Here is a 13,175-nt window from a genome sequence, read left to right on the forward strand (position 1 = left end):
CTCTCTGAAATCAATGCTGGGCTCTTGTCCCAGTGTGCGCTCTTATTGCAGTCGAATCGGGTTCACGATGTCCGCGGTCACGGTGAGGAGCACCACCGCGCCACCGAGGATGACGAGGACCATCGTGATCCCAGCCAGCCTGTTGTAGTCCACCGGGCCGGCGGGCGCCTTCCCACGCGCCTTGCGGATCACGTCCCGTACCCGTTCGTACAAGACGACCGCGATGTGCCCGCCGTCGAGCGGTAGCAGCGGCAGCAGGTTGAACACACCGACGAAGAAGTTCAGCGCCGCGAGCATGAGGACGAAGATCTGCCACACGCCCTGCTCGACCGCGTCCGCGCCGATGATGCTGGCGCCGACGACGCTGACCGGTCGCTCGGGGTCGTTCTGCTCGCCGCCGATCGCCCGCAGCACGGCGGGGATCTTCTGCGGGAACTTCATCAACCCTTCCCAGGTGGACGCGAACAACTGCCCGGTGAACTTGGTGGTACCGCCGATGGCCGCGATGGGTCCGTAGTGGAGTGTCCCACCCGGTCCGACGCCGATCGCACCGACCTCGGTGACCGCGTTGTCCGAACCCGCCTTCGCGTCCGGCGAGGTGCGCTGGACGGTGGCCACGTCCACGGTGACCGTCCGCTGCACACCGTCACGCTCGACGACGAAGGTGTTCTCCCCGTGCAGACCGCGGATCTTGCCGACCAGGTCGCTCCAGGTGCCCGCGGGTTGGCCGTTCACGCTGATGATCTCGTCGCCGGGCAGGATGCCCGCGGCCTTGGCTGGCGACGGGTCGCTCGCCGTGCACGCGCTCAGCTTCAGCGTCTTGGCGTCCTGAGTGGCCGCCGCGCACTCGGTGCTGCCGACCAACGGCTTGCTCTCCGTGTTCGGCAGGCCCATGGTCACGGCCATCAGGTACAGGATGATGAACCCGAGCAGGAAGTGCGTGATCGACCCGGCGGACATCACCACCACGCGCTTCCAGGTGGCGAACCGCCACATCGCCCGCGGCGCCTCCTCGGCGGTCACCGGGTCCAGCGCCGTCATACCCGCGATGTCGCAGAAACCACCCGCCGGGATGACCTTGAGCCCGTACTCGGTCTCACCGCGGCGGAACGAGAACAGCGTCGGGCCGAACCCGATGAAGTACCGGCGCACCCGCATGCCGAACGCCTTCGCCGAGACCATGTGCCCGGCCTCGTGCAGCGCCACCGACACGCAGATGCCCAGCGCGAACAGCACGAACCCCAGCAACCAAGCGACCACGGTCAATCCCTTCCCGACCCGGCGTCCACGGACACGGCGAGCAGCTCGGCGGCCCTGGCCCGCGCCCACTCCTCGGCGGCGAGCACCTCGTCCACGTCCCGCGGCGGGCCGTGCCAGGCCACCGCGTCGTCGACCACCCTGTGCACAGTGTCCACGATGTCTGTGAAGGTGGTGTCGCCCCGCAGGAAGGCGGCCACCGCCTCCTCGTTGGCCGCGTTGAACACCGCGGGCAGGCAGCCACCGGTCGTCCCGACGGCCCTGGCCAGCCGCACCGCGGGGAACGTGTCGTCGTCGAGCGGCTCGAAGGTCCACTGCGCGGGTACGCCCCAGTCACAGGGACGCGCGGCGCCGGGCACCCGTTCCGGCCAGGCCAGCGCCAGCGCGATCGGCAGCCGCATGTCCGGTGGGCTGGCCTGGGCCAGCGTGGAGCCGTCGGTGAAGGTGACCATCGAGTGCACCACCGACTGCGGGTGGACGACCACGTCGACCCGGTCGTAGGGCACGCCGAACAGCAGGTGCGCCTCGATCAGCTCCAGCGCCTTGTTGACCAGCGTCGCCGAGTTGATCGTGATGACCGGGCCCATCGCCCAGGTCGGGTGGCGCAGCGCCTGCTCGGCGGTGACGCCGACCAGGTCCGCCCTGGTCCGGCCGCGGAACGGGCCGCCGGAGGCGGTCAGGACCAGCCGGTCCACCTCCTCGGCGCGGCCGCCGCGCAGCGCCTGGGCCATCGCCGAGTGCTCGGAGTCGACCGGCACGAGTTGGCCCGGCCTGGCCGCGGCGAGCACCAGGTCACCGCCGGCGACCAGCGACTCCTTGTTCGCCAGGGCCAGCGTCGCGCCGGTGCGCAACGCGCTCAGCGTCGGGGCGAGACCCCGCGAACCGGTGATGCCGTTGAGCACCACATCGACCGGGACCGACTCGATCAACTCGGTGACCGCGTCCTGGCCCGCGAAGACCCGGGGCACGGGCACGCCTGCCCGCTTGGCCGCGGCGTCCAGCGCCGCCCGCAGGTCAGCGGCCGCGGCGGTCCTGGTCACGGCGACGGCGCCGACCTGGAAGCGCAGCGCCTGCTCGGCCAGCAGCGCCGGATCGGACCCACCCGCGGCGAGCCCGGCCACGGTGAACCGATCGGGATTGGCCGCGACGAGGTCGAGTGCCTGGGTGCCGACGGAGCCGGTCGAACCGAGCACGAGCAGTGAGCGCCGAGCGGTGCCGGGCGCGGGGGAAGCACTCATCACCACCATTGTGGCCGACGGCCCGACACGCACGGCAACGGCCACCGGGTGATGTCGCGTCCCCGCGCGCACCGTCCGTACCGCGAAGGATCGTCCGAACGGCGCAATCCGAAAAAAGTTCCGCACCGAAGGAGTGAAACTCCGACACCGGGGGCACTTACTCGGCAGCACGGAAAGACCGCCGGGACGCGCGGCGGTCATCTGGAAGGAGCATCGATGGGCATTCTCGGCTGGATCGTTCTCGGTTTGGTCGCCGGTCTCATCGCCAAGGCCATCATGCCTGGTCGGGACCCGGGGGGCATCATCATCACGATCCTCATCGGCATCGTGGGCGCCATCATCGGCGGATTCATCGGCAACGCGATCTTCGGGGGCGGACTCGGCACATTCTTCGACCTCCGCACCTGGCTGCTGTCGATTCTCGGATCGGTGATCCTGCTGGCCATCTACCGCGCGGTCACCGGCGGTCGGGGTCGGGCAAGGGTGTAGCCGAGCGAGACCCGTCACACCCGAGGGCGCCGTGGGCAACCACGGCGCCCTCGGGCTGTGCGGGGTGTGGGAGGATCGGCGGCGAAGCAGTGTGGTTCGAGCTGGAGGGAAACACGTGGCGAACACGGAGCTGGAGAAGCGGAAGCCCACCGCGGCGGGCACCGTGAGCCCCGCGGACGAGCCGTCCGCCGAGTGGGGCTGGCACGGGTCGTTCCCGCGCGCCACCCTGATCGCCGGGGTGGTCGTCGGGATCGTCATGTTCCTCATGCTCATCGGCAACCACCGCGGCCGCACCGAGGACCTGTGGCTCGTCGGCGTCGGCGTGCTGCTGCTCGGCGGGGTCGCCTGGAAGGTCCACAAGAACCGGACCTCCTGGCGGCGCTAGCAAACGATCACTCGGAAGAGTGGTTACGCGCCCGCCCACGTGGTGGGCATCTGTTGCGGGTGTGCGCACGGGCACAGTTGGCTGACGGCCATGCGCCCCTGTGCACTCGAGCCGTTCTGGCCATCGCGCCGACCCCGGCTCTACGACGAAGCGTGTACGACGGCCGCGTGGGTGCGCTGAACCCCACGCGGCCGTCGTCGTTTCCGTCCACACCCGACACAGATCCGGAGCCCACCATGTCCGTCACGGACGAACTGCTCGCCAACAACGCCGAGTACGCCTCGGCGTTCCAGGGCCCGCTGCCGCTCCCGCCCGCCAAGCACGTCGCGGTCGTCGCCTGCATGGACGCCCGCATCAACGTCTACGGCGTGCTGGGCCTGGCGGAGGGCGAGGCCCACGTCATCCGCAACGCGGGCGGCGTCGTCACCGAGGACGAGATCCGCTCGCTGGCCATCAGCCAGCGCCTGCTCGGCACCACCGAGATCATCCTCATCCACCACACCGACTGCGGCATGCTCACCTTCTCCGACAAGGACTTCCGCGACGGCATCCGGGACGAAACCGGCGTCCGCCCCGCCTGGTCCTCCGAGGCCTTCGACGACCTGGACACCGACGTCCGCCAGTCCATCGCCCGCATCAAGTCCAGCCCCTTCATCCCGGTGAAGGACTCCATCCGCGGCTTCATCTTCGACGTCGCCACCGGCAAGCTGAACGAGGTCGCCTGAGACGGCCCGGGGACGCGACCCCCGGTCGCGTCCCCGGTTCGACTACGAATCACCCCACGGGTCGCGGAGAGCGATCCCGGTGTCAACGAAGTCCTTGACGTTGCGCGTACCCAGACACGCGGCATGACTACGGCAGATCGACGCGATAAGCGCATCGGCCATGCTTATCGGGAGCCCAGCGCGTTCGCGCGTTGACACTATGTCCCCGTAGTACTCGGCGGCCACGGTGTCGAACGGCAAGATCCGGTCTTGGAAGTCTTCCGCCAACAACCCGGCAACCTTGTCCACGAGCGTTTCCTTACGCCGCCCGTCGGCCACCCTGGCAACACCGTAGGTCAGTTCGGCCGCCGTGACCGCGGTGAGGTAGACCTCCGCCACCGGATACCGGTCAACCCACCGCACGACGGTGTCGTCCGGGGACTGCCGCATCAACTCGGAAACGACGTTCGTATCGAGAACGATCACTCGAAGATCTCCGGCAACCGGGGGAACTCCGTCCGCTCCGGCAGTTCAAGCGCCACGTCACCGACATCGGTGAACCTCTGCCGGATCCGCGACCCCAACCCCGGACCAGTCGCCGACCTGGTCAGCGCCGCCGCGAGGATCGCCCGGACCTCGGCCTCCATGGATCGGCCGTGCTCAGCGGCCCGCACTCGCAACTTGGCCTTGAGATCCTCGTCGAGGTCACGGATGGTCAAGGTAGCCACAGCACACCTCTCACTGCTAGCAGTGCAGTCAATGCTAGCACGGATGGCTGTTCTCGTCCTCGGCAACGAGGGTCATCCCCCTGGGTGCCAAGGGTCAAGGTCTCCTCCAGCGCCGCCAAGTCCGCATACCCGTGGTCGCGCTCCGCCCGGTCAACGAAATCAGACAAGCGATCTCGCACCACCTGGAGTGGCTCAACCACGTATTCGATGGGCACCCGAGGCATGCCGCCGCTACGACCACACGAGGTCGGTCGGCTGAGCGGCCTCACGGTCTACCTCAAGAGTGGACACGACATCGTGGTCTTCGAAGTCGGCAACGAGCTTCAGACGGCCACCCAGCGCGAGAACGTATCGGCTCAAGGTGTCCACCTCCATCCCGCAGTGGCCCTGCTCAGCCCTCGGCGGCGAGCTGCCCGCAGGCGGCGGCGATCTCCTGGCCCCGGGTGTCGCGAACGGTGCACTCCACGCCCTGTTCCTTCACCCGCCGGACGAACTCGCGCTCGACCGGCTTCGGGGACGCGTCCCATTTCGAGCCCGGGGTCGGGTTCAGCGGGATGACGTTGACGTGGGCGAACTGGCCGAGGTGCTTGTGCAGCAGCTTGCCCAGCAGGTCCGCCCGCCACGGCTGGTCGTTGATGTCGCGGATCAGCGCGTACTCGATGGACACCCGGCGCCCCGTGCGGTCGGCGTAACCGCGGGCGGCGTCGAGGACCTCGGCCACCTTCCACCGCGTGTTCACCGGCACCAGGGTGTCCCGCAGCTCGTCATCCGGCGTGTGCAGGGAAACCGCGAGCCGGACCTGCAAACCCTCTTCGGTCAGTTTCCGAATCCCCGGCACCAACCCCACCGTCGACACGGTCACCGAGCGCTGGGAGATCCCGAAACCGTCCGGGGCGGGATCGCAGATTCGGTGAACAGCCGCCAGAACCCGGCCGAAGTTGGCCAATGGTTCACCCATACCCATGAAGACGATGTTGGACAGCCTGCCCGGGTCGCCGAGTTCGCCGTCGCGGAGGGTAGCAGCGGCGGCGCGGACCTGGTCGACGATTTCGGCGGTGGAGAGGTTGCGTTGGAGGCCGCCCTGGCCGGTGGCACAGAAGGGGCAGGCCATCCCGCAGCCCGCCTGGCTGGAGACGCACAGGGTGACGCGGTCGGGGTAACGCATGAGGACGCTCTCCAGGAGCGTGCCGTCGTGGGCTTTCCACAGCGTCTTGCGGGTGGAGCCGTCGTCGCAGGTGACGTGGCGGACGACGGTCAGCAGGGGCGGGAGCAGCGAGTCGGCGAGGCGGTCGCGGGTGGCGGCCGGGATGTCGGTCATCGCGGCGGGGTCGGCGGTCAGCCGGGCGAAGTAGTGGTTGGAGAGCTGGTTCGCGCGGAACGGCTTCTCCCCGAGTTCGGCCACCGCGGCGCGGCGTTCGTCGGCGGTGAGGTCGGCGAGGTGCCGGGGCGGCAGGCCGCGCCGGGGTGCGTCGAAGACGAGGGGAAGTGAGGTCATGGCCACCCCATTGTCCCACGTCGGCGGGCGGCGGTTCGGGGCGGCCGCAGTGCGCCGGGCGGGCTTGGGACGGCGGCGCCACCCGGTCACGAGCAGGCAGAACCCGCCCCGACCAGATTGCCCGTTGCATCGCGACATGTTCCGATATATCGTTGAGCTATCGCGAGCGACCGGCTCGCGGTCAACCAACCAGGGGAGAGAACAATGCAGATCCCACACGAGCACCTGCACCGGCGCGGCCCATGGCGCCGACACGCACGCCGCGGCGAGCACGGTTTCGGCGCGGACTTCGGACCGGAGGATGAGATGACCCCGCCCTTCCCGCCGCTGCCCCCGTTCCCGCCCGGCGCCCCGTTCGGTCCGGGTGGACCGTTCGGCGGCGGCTGGGGCCGGGGGCACGGCCGCGGCGGCCGGGGGCGCGGGATGGGCAGGCAGCGCCGGGGCGACGTGCGCGCCGCGCTGCTGGCCCTGCTGACCGAACGCCCGATGCACGGCTACGAGATGATCCAGGAGATCGCCGAGCGCAGCGGCGGGATCTGGAAGCCGAGCCCCGGCTCGGTCTACCCGACCCTGCAACTGCTCGCCGACGAGGGCCTGGTCACCGCGGTCGACGGCGACGGCGGCAAGCGCCTGTTCCAGTTGACCGAGGACGGCACGGCCGCCGCGGGCAAGCTGGACAGCACCCCGCCGTGGGAGCAGGCGAGCGCCGACGTGGACCAGAGCGACGTCGCGCTGCGGTCCGCCATCGGCCAACTGGCCGCGGCCGCCATCGCGGTGTCGCAGGCCGGTAACGCCAACCAGAAGGCCCGCGCGGTCGACATCCTCAACGGGGCCCGCCGCGAGCTGTACTCGCTCCTCGGCGAGGACACCGCTACCGAGGACAGCGCCGAGTAAGCGCTAACCGGGGGTCTTAGAGCTGCCCGCAGTACCTTCCACAGGGGTGCTGCGGGCAGTTTCGCGTCAGCCGACGATGAGCCCACTCGGCTTGCGGCGCACGAGGGCGCGGTAGCCGACCGGGAACTCCAGACCCGGGGTCTCCGCTATTGCGCGCGCGGCAACGGCGGCCGAGAACTCTATGCGCAGCACGGCTTCCAACGTCTCGCGGTCGGGGAACGCCCACCGCGTCACCACCCGGTGCCGCCCAAAGCCGGAGATCTCGAAGAACCGGTCGACCTCGGCGACGTCGTACCCGGGTAGGTCCGCGCGCATCCACCGCCCATACGGCGGGTGCGCGGCGTCCAGGTCGACGATCACCAACGCGCCGCCGGGCCGCAGCACGCGATCGGCCTCGCGCAGGCCGGGTTCGCAACCGGGGCCGAAGAAGTAGGCCGTGCGGGCGTGCACCACGTCAACGCTCGCGTCCGCCACCGGCAAGTCCTGCGCCGACCCGAGCACGACCGCGACCCCGGTCATCCCGTCGATCCGCGTCTTGGCGCGCTCCACCAGCGGCGGGTGCGGTTCGACACCGAGCACGGCCGCGGCGCGTTCGGCGAAGCGCGGCAGGTGGAAACCGTCGCCGCAGCCGACGTCCAGCACGTCGCCGGTCCAGTTCGCGACACCGGCGAGCAGCCGCCAGATCTCGCCATCGGCGTCCTGGGCGCGGTTCTCCGCCTCGTACACCTGCGGCCAGTGCCAGATGTTCGGGCTGGGCAGCACCCGGTCCGCGCGCAGCGTCGCCGTCAACCGCTCCCGCGCCCGTGCCACCAGTGCCCTGCCCCCGAAGCCCACCCGCCAAGGAAAGCACACCGGCTGCCCAGCGCGGTGGGCGGTCAAACGCCAGGAAGATCACCACCGCGAAGCGGCTGACTGACCCACTCGATCGGGTTAGTGTCAGGGAACTCGCCAGGAGGTCGCCATGATGCCAAGCGATGCGATCAGCGCTCTGGAAGAAGTGCCGGATGGCACCCCGGGCAGACCCTGTTGGGTCGAGGTCGCCACCCCGGACCCCACGGCAAGCAGTGAGTTCTACCGGGGCCTCTTCGGGTGGACCTATCGAGTAGGCGACGACGGTTACGTCATGGCGTACGTGGACGAGGTGTCCGTGGCGGGCATCTATACGCCGCAAGGCGGACAACCCAGTCTCTGGACGCTCTACCTAACCGTGCACGACACGGGCAACACGACTGAACGCGTCCTCCAACTCGGCGGCCAGATCCTCACCGCGCCGCGCGAGATCCCCGGCCAGGGCGGCCTGCTCATCGCGGCCGACCCGAGCGGCGGCCCCATCGGCTTCTGGCGGCAAGACCGCGGCTGGGACCTCGGCACCGGTTTCCCCGGCGCGTTCACCTGGGCCGAGCTGAACACCTGGGACGGCGCCGCGGCCGACGAGTTCTTCCGCGCCCTGTTCGGGTTCGAGCAGTCCCAGATCGGCGACGGCGACAACTTCGACTACACCAGTTGGCGGCTCAACGGCGACGAACTGCTCGGCAGGCTCCGGATGGGCCCCGAGTTCGCCGCGGACAGACCCCCGCACTGGATGGTGTTCTTCGAGGTGGACCCGGAAATCGGGACCGACGCCACGGCCGCGCTCGCGGTCCGCCTCGGCGGCCGGATCACTGTGCCGCCCTTCGACTCCCCGTACGGACGGGCAGCGGTGCTCGCCGACGTCACCGGCGCCGAGTTCACCGTGCTCGACCGCTCCCTCGCCATCTCCGTGGTCCCGGAGGAGGAAATCGGCGCGGAAGTCGACGACCCGTACGACGACTAGCGCCCTTTAAACGGGGATGAACAAGCGCAGCAGAAGCAGGGACACAACGGCCGACGGCAACAGCGAGTCCAACCGGTCCATCAGGCCGCCGTGCCCAGGCAGCAGCGTGCCCATGTCCTTGATCCCCAGGTCCCGCTTGATCACCGACTCGACCAGGTCGCCCAGGGTGGCCGTGGCGACCAGGGCGGCGCCGAACAGCACCCCCTGCCACCACCGGCCGTCCAGCATCAGGGTGAGCGCCAGCGCGCCCGCGACGACACCGGCGACCAGCGACCCGGCGAAGCCCTCCCAGGACTTCTTGGGGCTGATCGTCGGCGCCATCGGGTGCTTGCCGAACAACACGCCCGCGATGTACCCGCCGGTGTCCGAGCTGACCACGAGGATCAGGAAGCACAGCACCCGGTGGGTGCCGTCGGCGGGCAACACCATCATCGCCGCGAACGACGCGAACAACGGCACGTACGCGGCGGTGAACACCGACGCCGTCACGTCCCGCAGGTAACCGTCGACCCCGCCGCGCAGCCGCCACAGCAGGCACGCCAGCAGCGTCACCACGAACGCCGCCAACACCGCGTCCCGGCCGAACGGCCACGACAGCCACACCATCGCCTGACCGCCGACCAGCACCGGCCACCGCGCGACCTCGATCCCCGCGCCCCGGCGCAACGCCCCGGTCAGCTCCCAGGTGGCCACCGCGACCGCCACCGCGACGACGCCGACGAAACTCTGCCGAACCGTCAACAACGACACGAGGATCGCCGCACCCAGGCCGAGCCCGACCCCGATCGCGGCAGGCAGGTTGCGCCCGGCCCGGGAGGCCCGCGGCGCGGCGGGCCCACCGGCGCTCTCGACGCTCACCCGTCGGTCCCCGACCGAATCATGCTCCAGCTCCCCAACGGGTCCGGCCACCATCCCAGCGATCCCCCTCCACCGCGCGAGGTCAGACCTCCAGCAGCTCGGTTTCCTTGTGCTTGACCAACTCTTCGACCTGGTGGACGTACCGGTCGGTCAGGTTCTGCAGTTCCTTCTCCGCGCGGGCGACGTCGTCCTCACCGGACTCGCCGTCCTTGACCAGCCGGTCGAGCTCCTCCTTGGCCTTGCGGCGGATGTTGCGGATGGAGATCTTGGCGTCCTCGCCCTTGGTCTTGGCGACCTTGACCATCTCCCGGCGCCGCTCCTCGGACAACTGCGGGATGACCACGCGGATCACCGTGCCGTCGTTGGACGGGTTGACCCCCAGGTCCGAGTCCCGGATCGCCTTCTCGATCGTGTTGAGCGCGCTCACGTCGTAGGGCTTGACCACGGCCATCCTGGCCTCCGGGATGGCGACGCTGGCCACCTGGTTCAGCGGGGTGGGCGTCCCGTAGTACTCCACGTGGATCCGGGAGAACATGGACGGCGTCGCCCGGCCGGTGCGCACCGCCCCGAGGTCCTCCTTGGCCACCGACACCGCTTTGTCCATCTTCTCCTCGGCGTCGAGGAGTGTCTCGTCGATCAAGGGTGCTCCTTGTCCATCTACCCGCGAACCCGCTCGCGCGGTCACGCGGTCGGGGTGCTGACCAGCGTGCCGATCCTCTCACCACGCACCGCGCGGGCGATGTTCCCCTCCGTCAGGAGGTTGAACACGATGATCGGCATGTTGTTGTCCATGCACAGGCTGAAGGCGGTCGCGTCGGCCACCTTGAGGTTGCGCTCCAGGACCTCGCGGTGGGTGATGTCGGTGAACATCTTCGCGTCCGGTTCGAGCCGCGGGTCGGCGTCGTAGACCCCGTCGACCGCCTTGGCCATCAGCACCACGTCGCAGCCGATCTCCAGCGCGCGCTGGGCGGCGGCGGTGTCGGTGGAGAAGTACGGCATCCCCACCCCGCAGCCGAAGATCACCACACGGCCCTTCTCCAGGTGCCGCTCGGCCCGGCGCGGGATGTACGGCTCGGCGACCTGGCCCATCGTGATCGCCGTCTGCACCCGCGTGTCGATGCCTTCCTTCTCCAGGAAGTCCTGCAGGGCGAGGCAGTTCATCACGGTGCCGAGCATCGCCATGTAGTCGGCGCGGTCGCGGTCCATGCCGCGCTGGCTCAACTCCGCGCCGCGGAAGAAGTTGCCGCCGCCGATCACGATCGAGGTCTGCACCCCGCCGCGGACCACGTCGGCGACCTGGCGGGCGACGGTGAGCACCACATCGGGGTCGACGCCGATCTCGCCGCCGCCGAACATCTCGCCACCGAGCTTGAGCAGCACGCGGCGGAACTTGCCGTTCTGACTCACGTAGACCCCTCCTCGTGACTATGCCCCGCCCCCGTTTCCCCGGGGGCGGGGCACAATCGGATCACTGCGGCCGCGCCGAACCGGTCAGGACTGGCCGACCTCGAAGCGGGCGAACCGGGTCACGGTGACCCCGGCCTCGTCCAGCAGCGCCTTCACCGACTTCTTCGAGTCGAACACCGAGGACTGCTCGAGCAGCACGACGTCCTTGTAGAAACCGTTGACCCGACCCTCGACGATCTTGGGCAGCGCCGCCTCCGGCTTGCCCTCCTCGCGGGCGGTCTCCTCGGCGATGCGCCGCTCGTTGGCGACGACATCGGCCGGGACCTCGTCGCGGGTGACGTAGCTCGGCTTCATCGCCGCGATCTGCTGGGCGACCTGCCTGGCCGCGTCCTCGCCCGCACCGGTGTACTCGACCAGCACGCCGACCGCCGGGGGCAGGTCGGAGGCGCGCTTGTGCAGGTAGGTGCTGACGGTGCCGTCGAAGTTGACCGACCGGCGCAGCTCCAGCTTCTCGCCGATCTTGGCCGAGAGGGCCTGCACGGCCTCGTCGACGGTGGACCCGTCCAGCGGGGCGGCCTTGAGGGCGTCGACCTCGGTGGCACCGGAGGACTTCGCGGCGACGACGATCTTGGTCGCCAGCTCCTGGAACTCCTCGTTCTTGGCCACGAAGTCGGTCTCGCAGTTCAGCTCGACCAGCACGCCGCCCTCGGCGGCGACCAGGCCCTGCGCGGTGGCGCGCTCGGCGCGCTTGCCGACGTCCTTGGCGCCCTTGATGCGCAGGATCTCAACGGCCTTCTCGAAGTCGCCGTCGGTCTCGGTCAGCGCCTTCTTGCAGTCCATCATTCCGGCGCCGGTCAGGTCCCGGAGCTTCTTGACGTCGGCCGCGGTGAAGTTCGACATCGTGCGTTTTCCGTCCTTCTTCGGGTACGCGCGTTGGGAAGGGGTCCCCGGCGGGCGGGTCGCCCGCCGGGGTGAGCCGTCAGGACTCGGCCGGGGTCTCGGTCGCCTCGGCGACCGCGGTGGCGGCCTGCTCGCCGTCGGCCGCGGCGGTCTCGGCGCCTGCCAGCAGCTCCTGCTCCCACTCGGCCAGCGGCTCGGCGGCACCCGCCTCGGGCTTGTCCGAGCCGTTGCGCGCGCCGGAGCGGGCGATCAGACCGGCGGCGGCGGCCTCGGCGACCACCTTGGTCAGCAGGGCGGCGGAGCGGATCGCGTCGTCGTTGCCCGGGATCGGGTAGTCGACCTCGTCCGGGTCGCAGTTCGTGTCCAGGATCGCCACGATCGGGATGTTCAGCTTGCGCGCCTCGCCGACGGCGATGTGCTCCTTCTTGGTGTCCACGATCCAGATGGCGGAGGGAACCTTCGCCATGTCGCGGATACCGCCCAGGGTGCGCTCCAGCTTGTCCTTCTCCCGGGTGAGCATGAGGATCTCCTTCTTGGTGAGACCCTGGAAGCCACCCGTCTGCTCCATCGCCTCGAGCTCCTTGAGCCGCTGCAGGCGCTTGTGGACGGTGGAGAAGTTGGTGAGCATGCCGCCCAGCCAGCGCTGGTTGACGAACGGCATCCCGACGCGCTTCGCCTCGTTGGCGATCGCCTCCTGCGCCTGCTTCTTCGTGCCGACGAACAGGATGGAGCCGCCGTGCGCGACGGTCTCCTTCACGAACTCGTACGCGCGATCGATGTAAGTCAGCGTCTGCCGCAGGTCGATGATGTAGATACCGTTGCGGTCGGTGAGGATGTAGCGCTTCATCTTCGGGTTCCAGCGGCGGGTCTGGTGCCCGAAGTGCACGCCGGAATCCAGCAACTGCTTCATGGTGACGACGGCCATGGCCGGTTTCGCACCTCTTCATTCGGGCGCGCTCGGCCGGTGGGGCCAGGCACGCGATCACGGTTGTCGCAGCGGACCCGGC

At 69.6% G+C, this 13,175-nt stretch carries 17 protein-coding genes; 5 read left to right on the forward strand and 12 right to left on the reverse strand.

What is annotated here, in order from left to right; all coding sequences use genetic code 11:
* Positions 1-42: 42 nt before the first annotated feature.
* Together H504_RS0126950 and dxr are read right to left on the reverse strand one after the other, a co-directional pair.
* Positions 43-1,260, reverse strand: a complete 1,218-nt coding sequence (locus H504_RS0126950; RefSeq protein ID WP_026425316.1) for a M50 family metallopeptidase — start codon at positions 1,258-1,260, stop codon at positions 43-45.
* Between the two features lie 2 nt (positions 1,261-1,262).
* The gene (gene dxr / locus H504_RS0126955) at positions 1,263-2,504 is read right to left on the reverse strand and encodes a 1-deoxy-D-xylulose-5-phosphate reductoisomerase (RefSeq protein WP_035306304.1); all 1,242 of its coding nucleotides are present in this window, start codon (positions 2,502-2,504) and stop codon (positions 1,263-1,265) included.
* A gap of 207 nt (positions 2,505-2,711) precedes the next feature.
* Here dxr and H504_RS0126960 point away from each other — a divergent pair, with 207 nt between their 5' ends.
* The 3 genes from H504_RS0126960 (at position 2,712) to H504_RS0126970 (ending at position 4,094) form a co-directional block, all read left to right on the forward strand.
* A complete protein-coding gene (locus H504_RS0126960; protein WP_026425318.1) occupies positions 2,712-2,984 on the forward strand; it encodes a GlsB/YeaQ/YmgE family stress response membrane protein in 273 nt (90 codons plus the stop codon).
* Between the two features lie 115 nt (positions 2,985-3,099).
* Complete coding sequence (locus H504_RS0126965) at positions 3,100-3,369, forward strand: DUF2631 domain-containing protein (protein ID WP_026425319.1); 270 nt, start codon at positions 3,100-3,102, stop codon at positions 3,367-3,369.
* A 236-nt stretch (positions 3,370-3,605) separates the two neighbouring features.
* A complete protein-coding gene (locus H504_RS0126970; RefSeq protein ID WP_026425320.1) occupies positions 3,606-4,094 on the forward strand; it encodes a beta-class carbonic anhydrase in 489 nt (162 codons plus the stop codon).
* A gap of 42 nt (positions 4,095-4,136) precedes the next feature.
* On the opposite strand, the gene H504_RS0126975 is transcribed toward H504_RS0126970, so the two are convergent.
* The 4 genes from H504_RS0126975 to rlmN form a co-directional block, all read right to left on the reverse strand.
* On the reverse strand, positions 4,137-4,559 hold the full coding sequence (locus tag H504_RS0126975) for a type II toxin-antitoxin system VapC family toxin (protein WP_026425321.1): 423 nt from the start codon (positions 4,557-4,559) through the stop codon (positions 4,137-4,139).
* Entirely contained in the window at positions 4,556-4,801 is a 246-nt protein-coding gene (locus H504_RS0126980; RefSeq protein WP_026425322.1) for a FitA-like ribbon-helix-helix domain-containing protein, read from the reverse strand. The genes H504_RS0126975 and H504_RS0126980 overlap by 4 nt, the downstream gene beginning before the upstream one ends.
* Positions 4,802-5,032: 231 nt before the next feature.
* Positions 5,033-5,161: a hypothetical protein gene (locus tag H504_RS43715; protein WP_281173671.1), complete on the reverse strand. Its 129-nt coding sequence runs from the start codon at positions 5,159-5,161 to the stop codon at positions 5,033-5,035.
* Positions 5,162-5,192: 31 nt separating this feature from the next.
* Positions 5,193-6,296: a dual-specificity RNA methyltransferase RlmN gene (gene rlmN, locus H504_RS0126990; protein ID WP_026425323.1), complete on the reverse strand. Its 1,104-nt coding sequence runs from the start codon at positions 6,294-6,296 to the stop codon at positions 5,193-5,195.
* Positions 6,297-6,500: 204 nt separating this feature from the next.
* Here rlmN and H504_RS0126995 point away from each other — a divergent pair, with 204 nt between their 5' ends.
* Positions 6,501-7,190, forward strand: a complete 690-nt coding sequence (locus H504_RS0126995) for a helix-turn-helix transcriptional regulator (protein WP_026425324.1) — start codon at positions 6,501-6,503, stop codon at positions 7,188-7,190.
* A gap of 66 nt (positions 7,191-7,256) precedes the next feature.
* Here the strand turns inward: H504_RS0126995 and H504_RS0127000 are convergent, their stop codons facing one another.
* Positions 7,257-8,000 carry a class I SAM-dependent methyltransferase gene (locus H504_RS0127000; protein ID WP_245614471.1) on the reverse strand — a complete coding sequence of 248 codons (744 nt, stop codon included), beginning with the start codon at positions 7,998-8,000 and terminating at the stop codon, positions 7,257-7,259.
* Positions 8,001-8,151: 151 nt separating this feature from the next.
* On the opposite strand from H504_RS0127000, the gene H504_RS0127005 reads away from it, so the two are divergent.
* Entirely contained in the window at positions 8,152-9,003 is an 852-nt protein-coding gene (locus H504_RS0127005; RefSeq protein ID WP_051386306.1) for a VOC family protein, read from the forward strand.
* A gap of 6 nt (positions 9,004-9,009) precedes the next feature.
* Here the strand turns inward: H504_RS0127005 and H504_RS0127010 are convergent, their stop codons facing one another.
* The 5 genes from H504_RS0127010 to rpsB all read right to left on the reverse strand — a co-directional run bounded on the left by H504_RS0127010 (position 9,010) and on the right by rpsB (position 13,093).
* On the reverse strand, positions 9,010-9,861 hold the full coding sequence (locus H504_RS0127010; protein ID WP_026425327.1) for a phosphatidate cytidylyltransferase: 852 nt from the start codon (positions 9,859-9,861) through the stop codon (positions 9,010-9,012).
* 82 nt (positions 9,862-9,943) lie between these two features.
* Positions 9,944-10,501, reverse strand: coding sequence for a ribosome recycling factor (gene frr, locus H504_RS0127015; RefSeq protein ID WP_026425328.1), 558 nt, complete (start codon positions 10,499-10,501; stop codon positions 9,944-9,946).
* 41 nt (positions 10,502-10,542) lie between these two features.
* Complete coding sequence (gene pyrH / locus H504_RS0127020) at positions 10,543-11,268, reverse strand: UMP kinase (protein ID WP_026425329.1); 726 nt, start codon at positions 11,266-11,268, stop codon at positions 10,543-10,545.
* An 84-nt stretch (positions 11,269-11,352) separates the two neighbouring features.
* Positions 11,353-12,168 carry a translation elongation factor Ts gene (tsf, locus tag H504_RS0127025; protein ID WP_026425330.1) on the reverse strand — a complete coding sequence of 272 codons (816 nt, stop codon included), beginning with the start codon at positions 12,166-12,168 and terminating at the stop codon, positions 11,353-11,355.
* A 79-nt stretch (positions 12,169-12,247) separates the two neighbouring features.
* Positions 12,248-13,093 carry a 30S ribosomal protein S2 gene (gene rpsB / locus H504_RS0127030; protein ID WP_026425331.1) on the reverse strand — a complete coding sequence of 282 codons (846 nt, stop codon included), beginning with the start codon at positions 13,091-13,093 and terminating at the stop codon, positions 12,248-12,250.
* Between the last annotated feature and the right edge of the window lie 82 nt (positions 13,094-13,175).

Origin of the sequence: Actinokineospora inagensis DSM 44258, from assembly GCF_000482865.1 — a bacterium.
Lineage (GTDB): Bacteria > Actinomycetota > Actinomycetes > Mycobacteriales > Pseudonocardiaceae > Actinokineospora > Actinokineospora inagensis.

Excerpts from the sequence above, each read along its gene's own strand:
- dxr (WP_035306304.1), bottom strand. The coding sequence starts at position 2,504 with ATGGTGGTGATGAGTGCTTCCCCCGCGCCCGGCACCGCTCGGCGCTCA.
- H504_RS0126960 (WP_026425318.1), top strand. The coding sequence starts at position 2,712 with ATGGGCATTCTCGGCTGGATCGTTCTCGGTTTGGTCGCCGGTCTCATC.
- H504_RS0126970 (WP_026425320.1), top strand. The coding sequence starts at position 3,606 with ATGTCCGTCACGGACGAACTGCTCGCCAACAACGCCGAGTACGCCTCG.
- rlmN (WP_026425323.1), bottom strand. The coding sequence starts at position 6,296 with ATGACCTCACTTCCCCTCGTCTTCGACGCACCCCGGCGCGGCCTGCCG.
- H504_RS0126995 (WP_026425324.1), top strand. The coding sequence starts at position 6,501 with ATGCAGATCCCACACGAGCACCTGCACCGGCGCGGCCCATGGCGCCGA.
- H504_RS0127005 (WP_051386306.1), top strand. The coding sequence starts at position 8,152 with ATGATGCCAAGCGATGCGATCAGCGCTCTGGAAGAAGTGCCGGATGGC.
- tsf (WP_026425330.1), bottom strand. The coding sequence starts at position 12,168 with ATGTCGAACTTCACCGCGGCCGACGTCAAGAAGCTCCGGGACCTGACC.
- rpsB (WP_026425331.1), bottom strand. The coding sequence starts at position 13,093 with ATGGCCGTCGTCACCATGAAGCAGTTGCTGGATTCCGGCGTGCACTTC.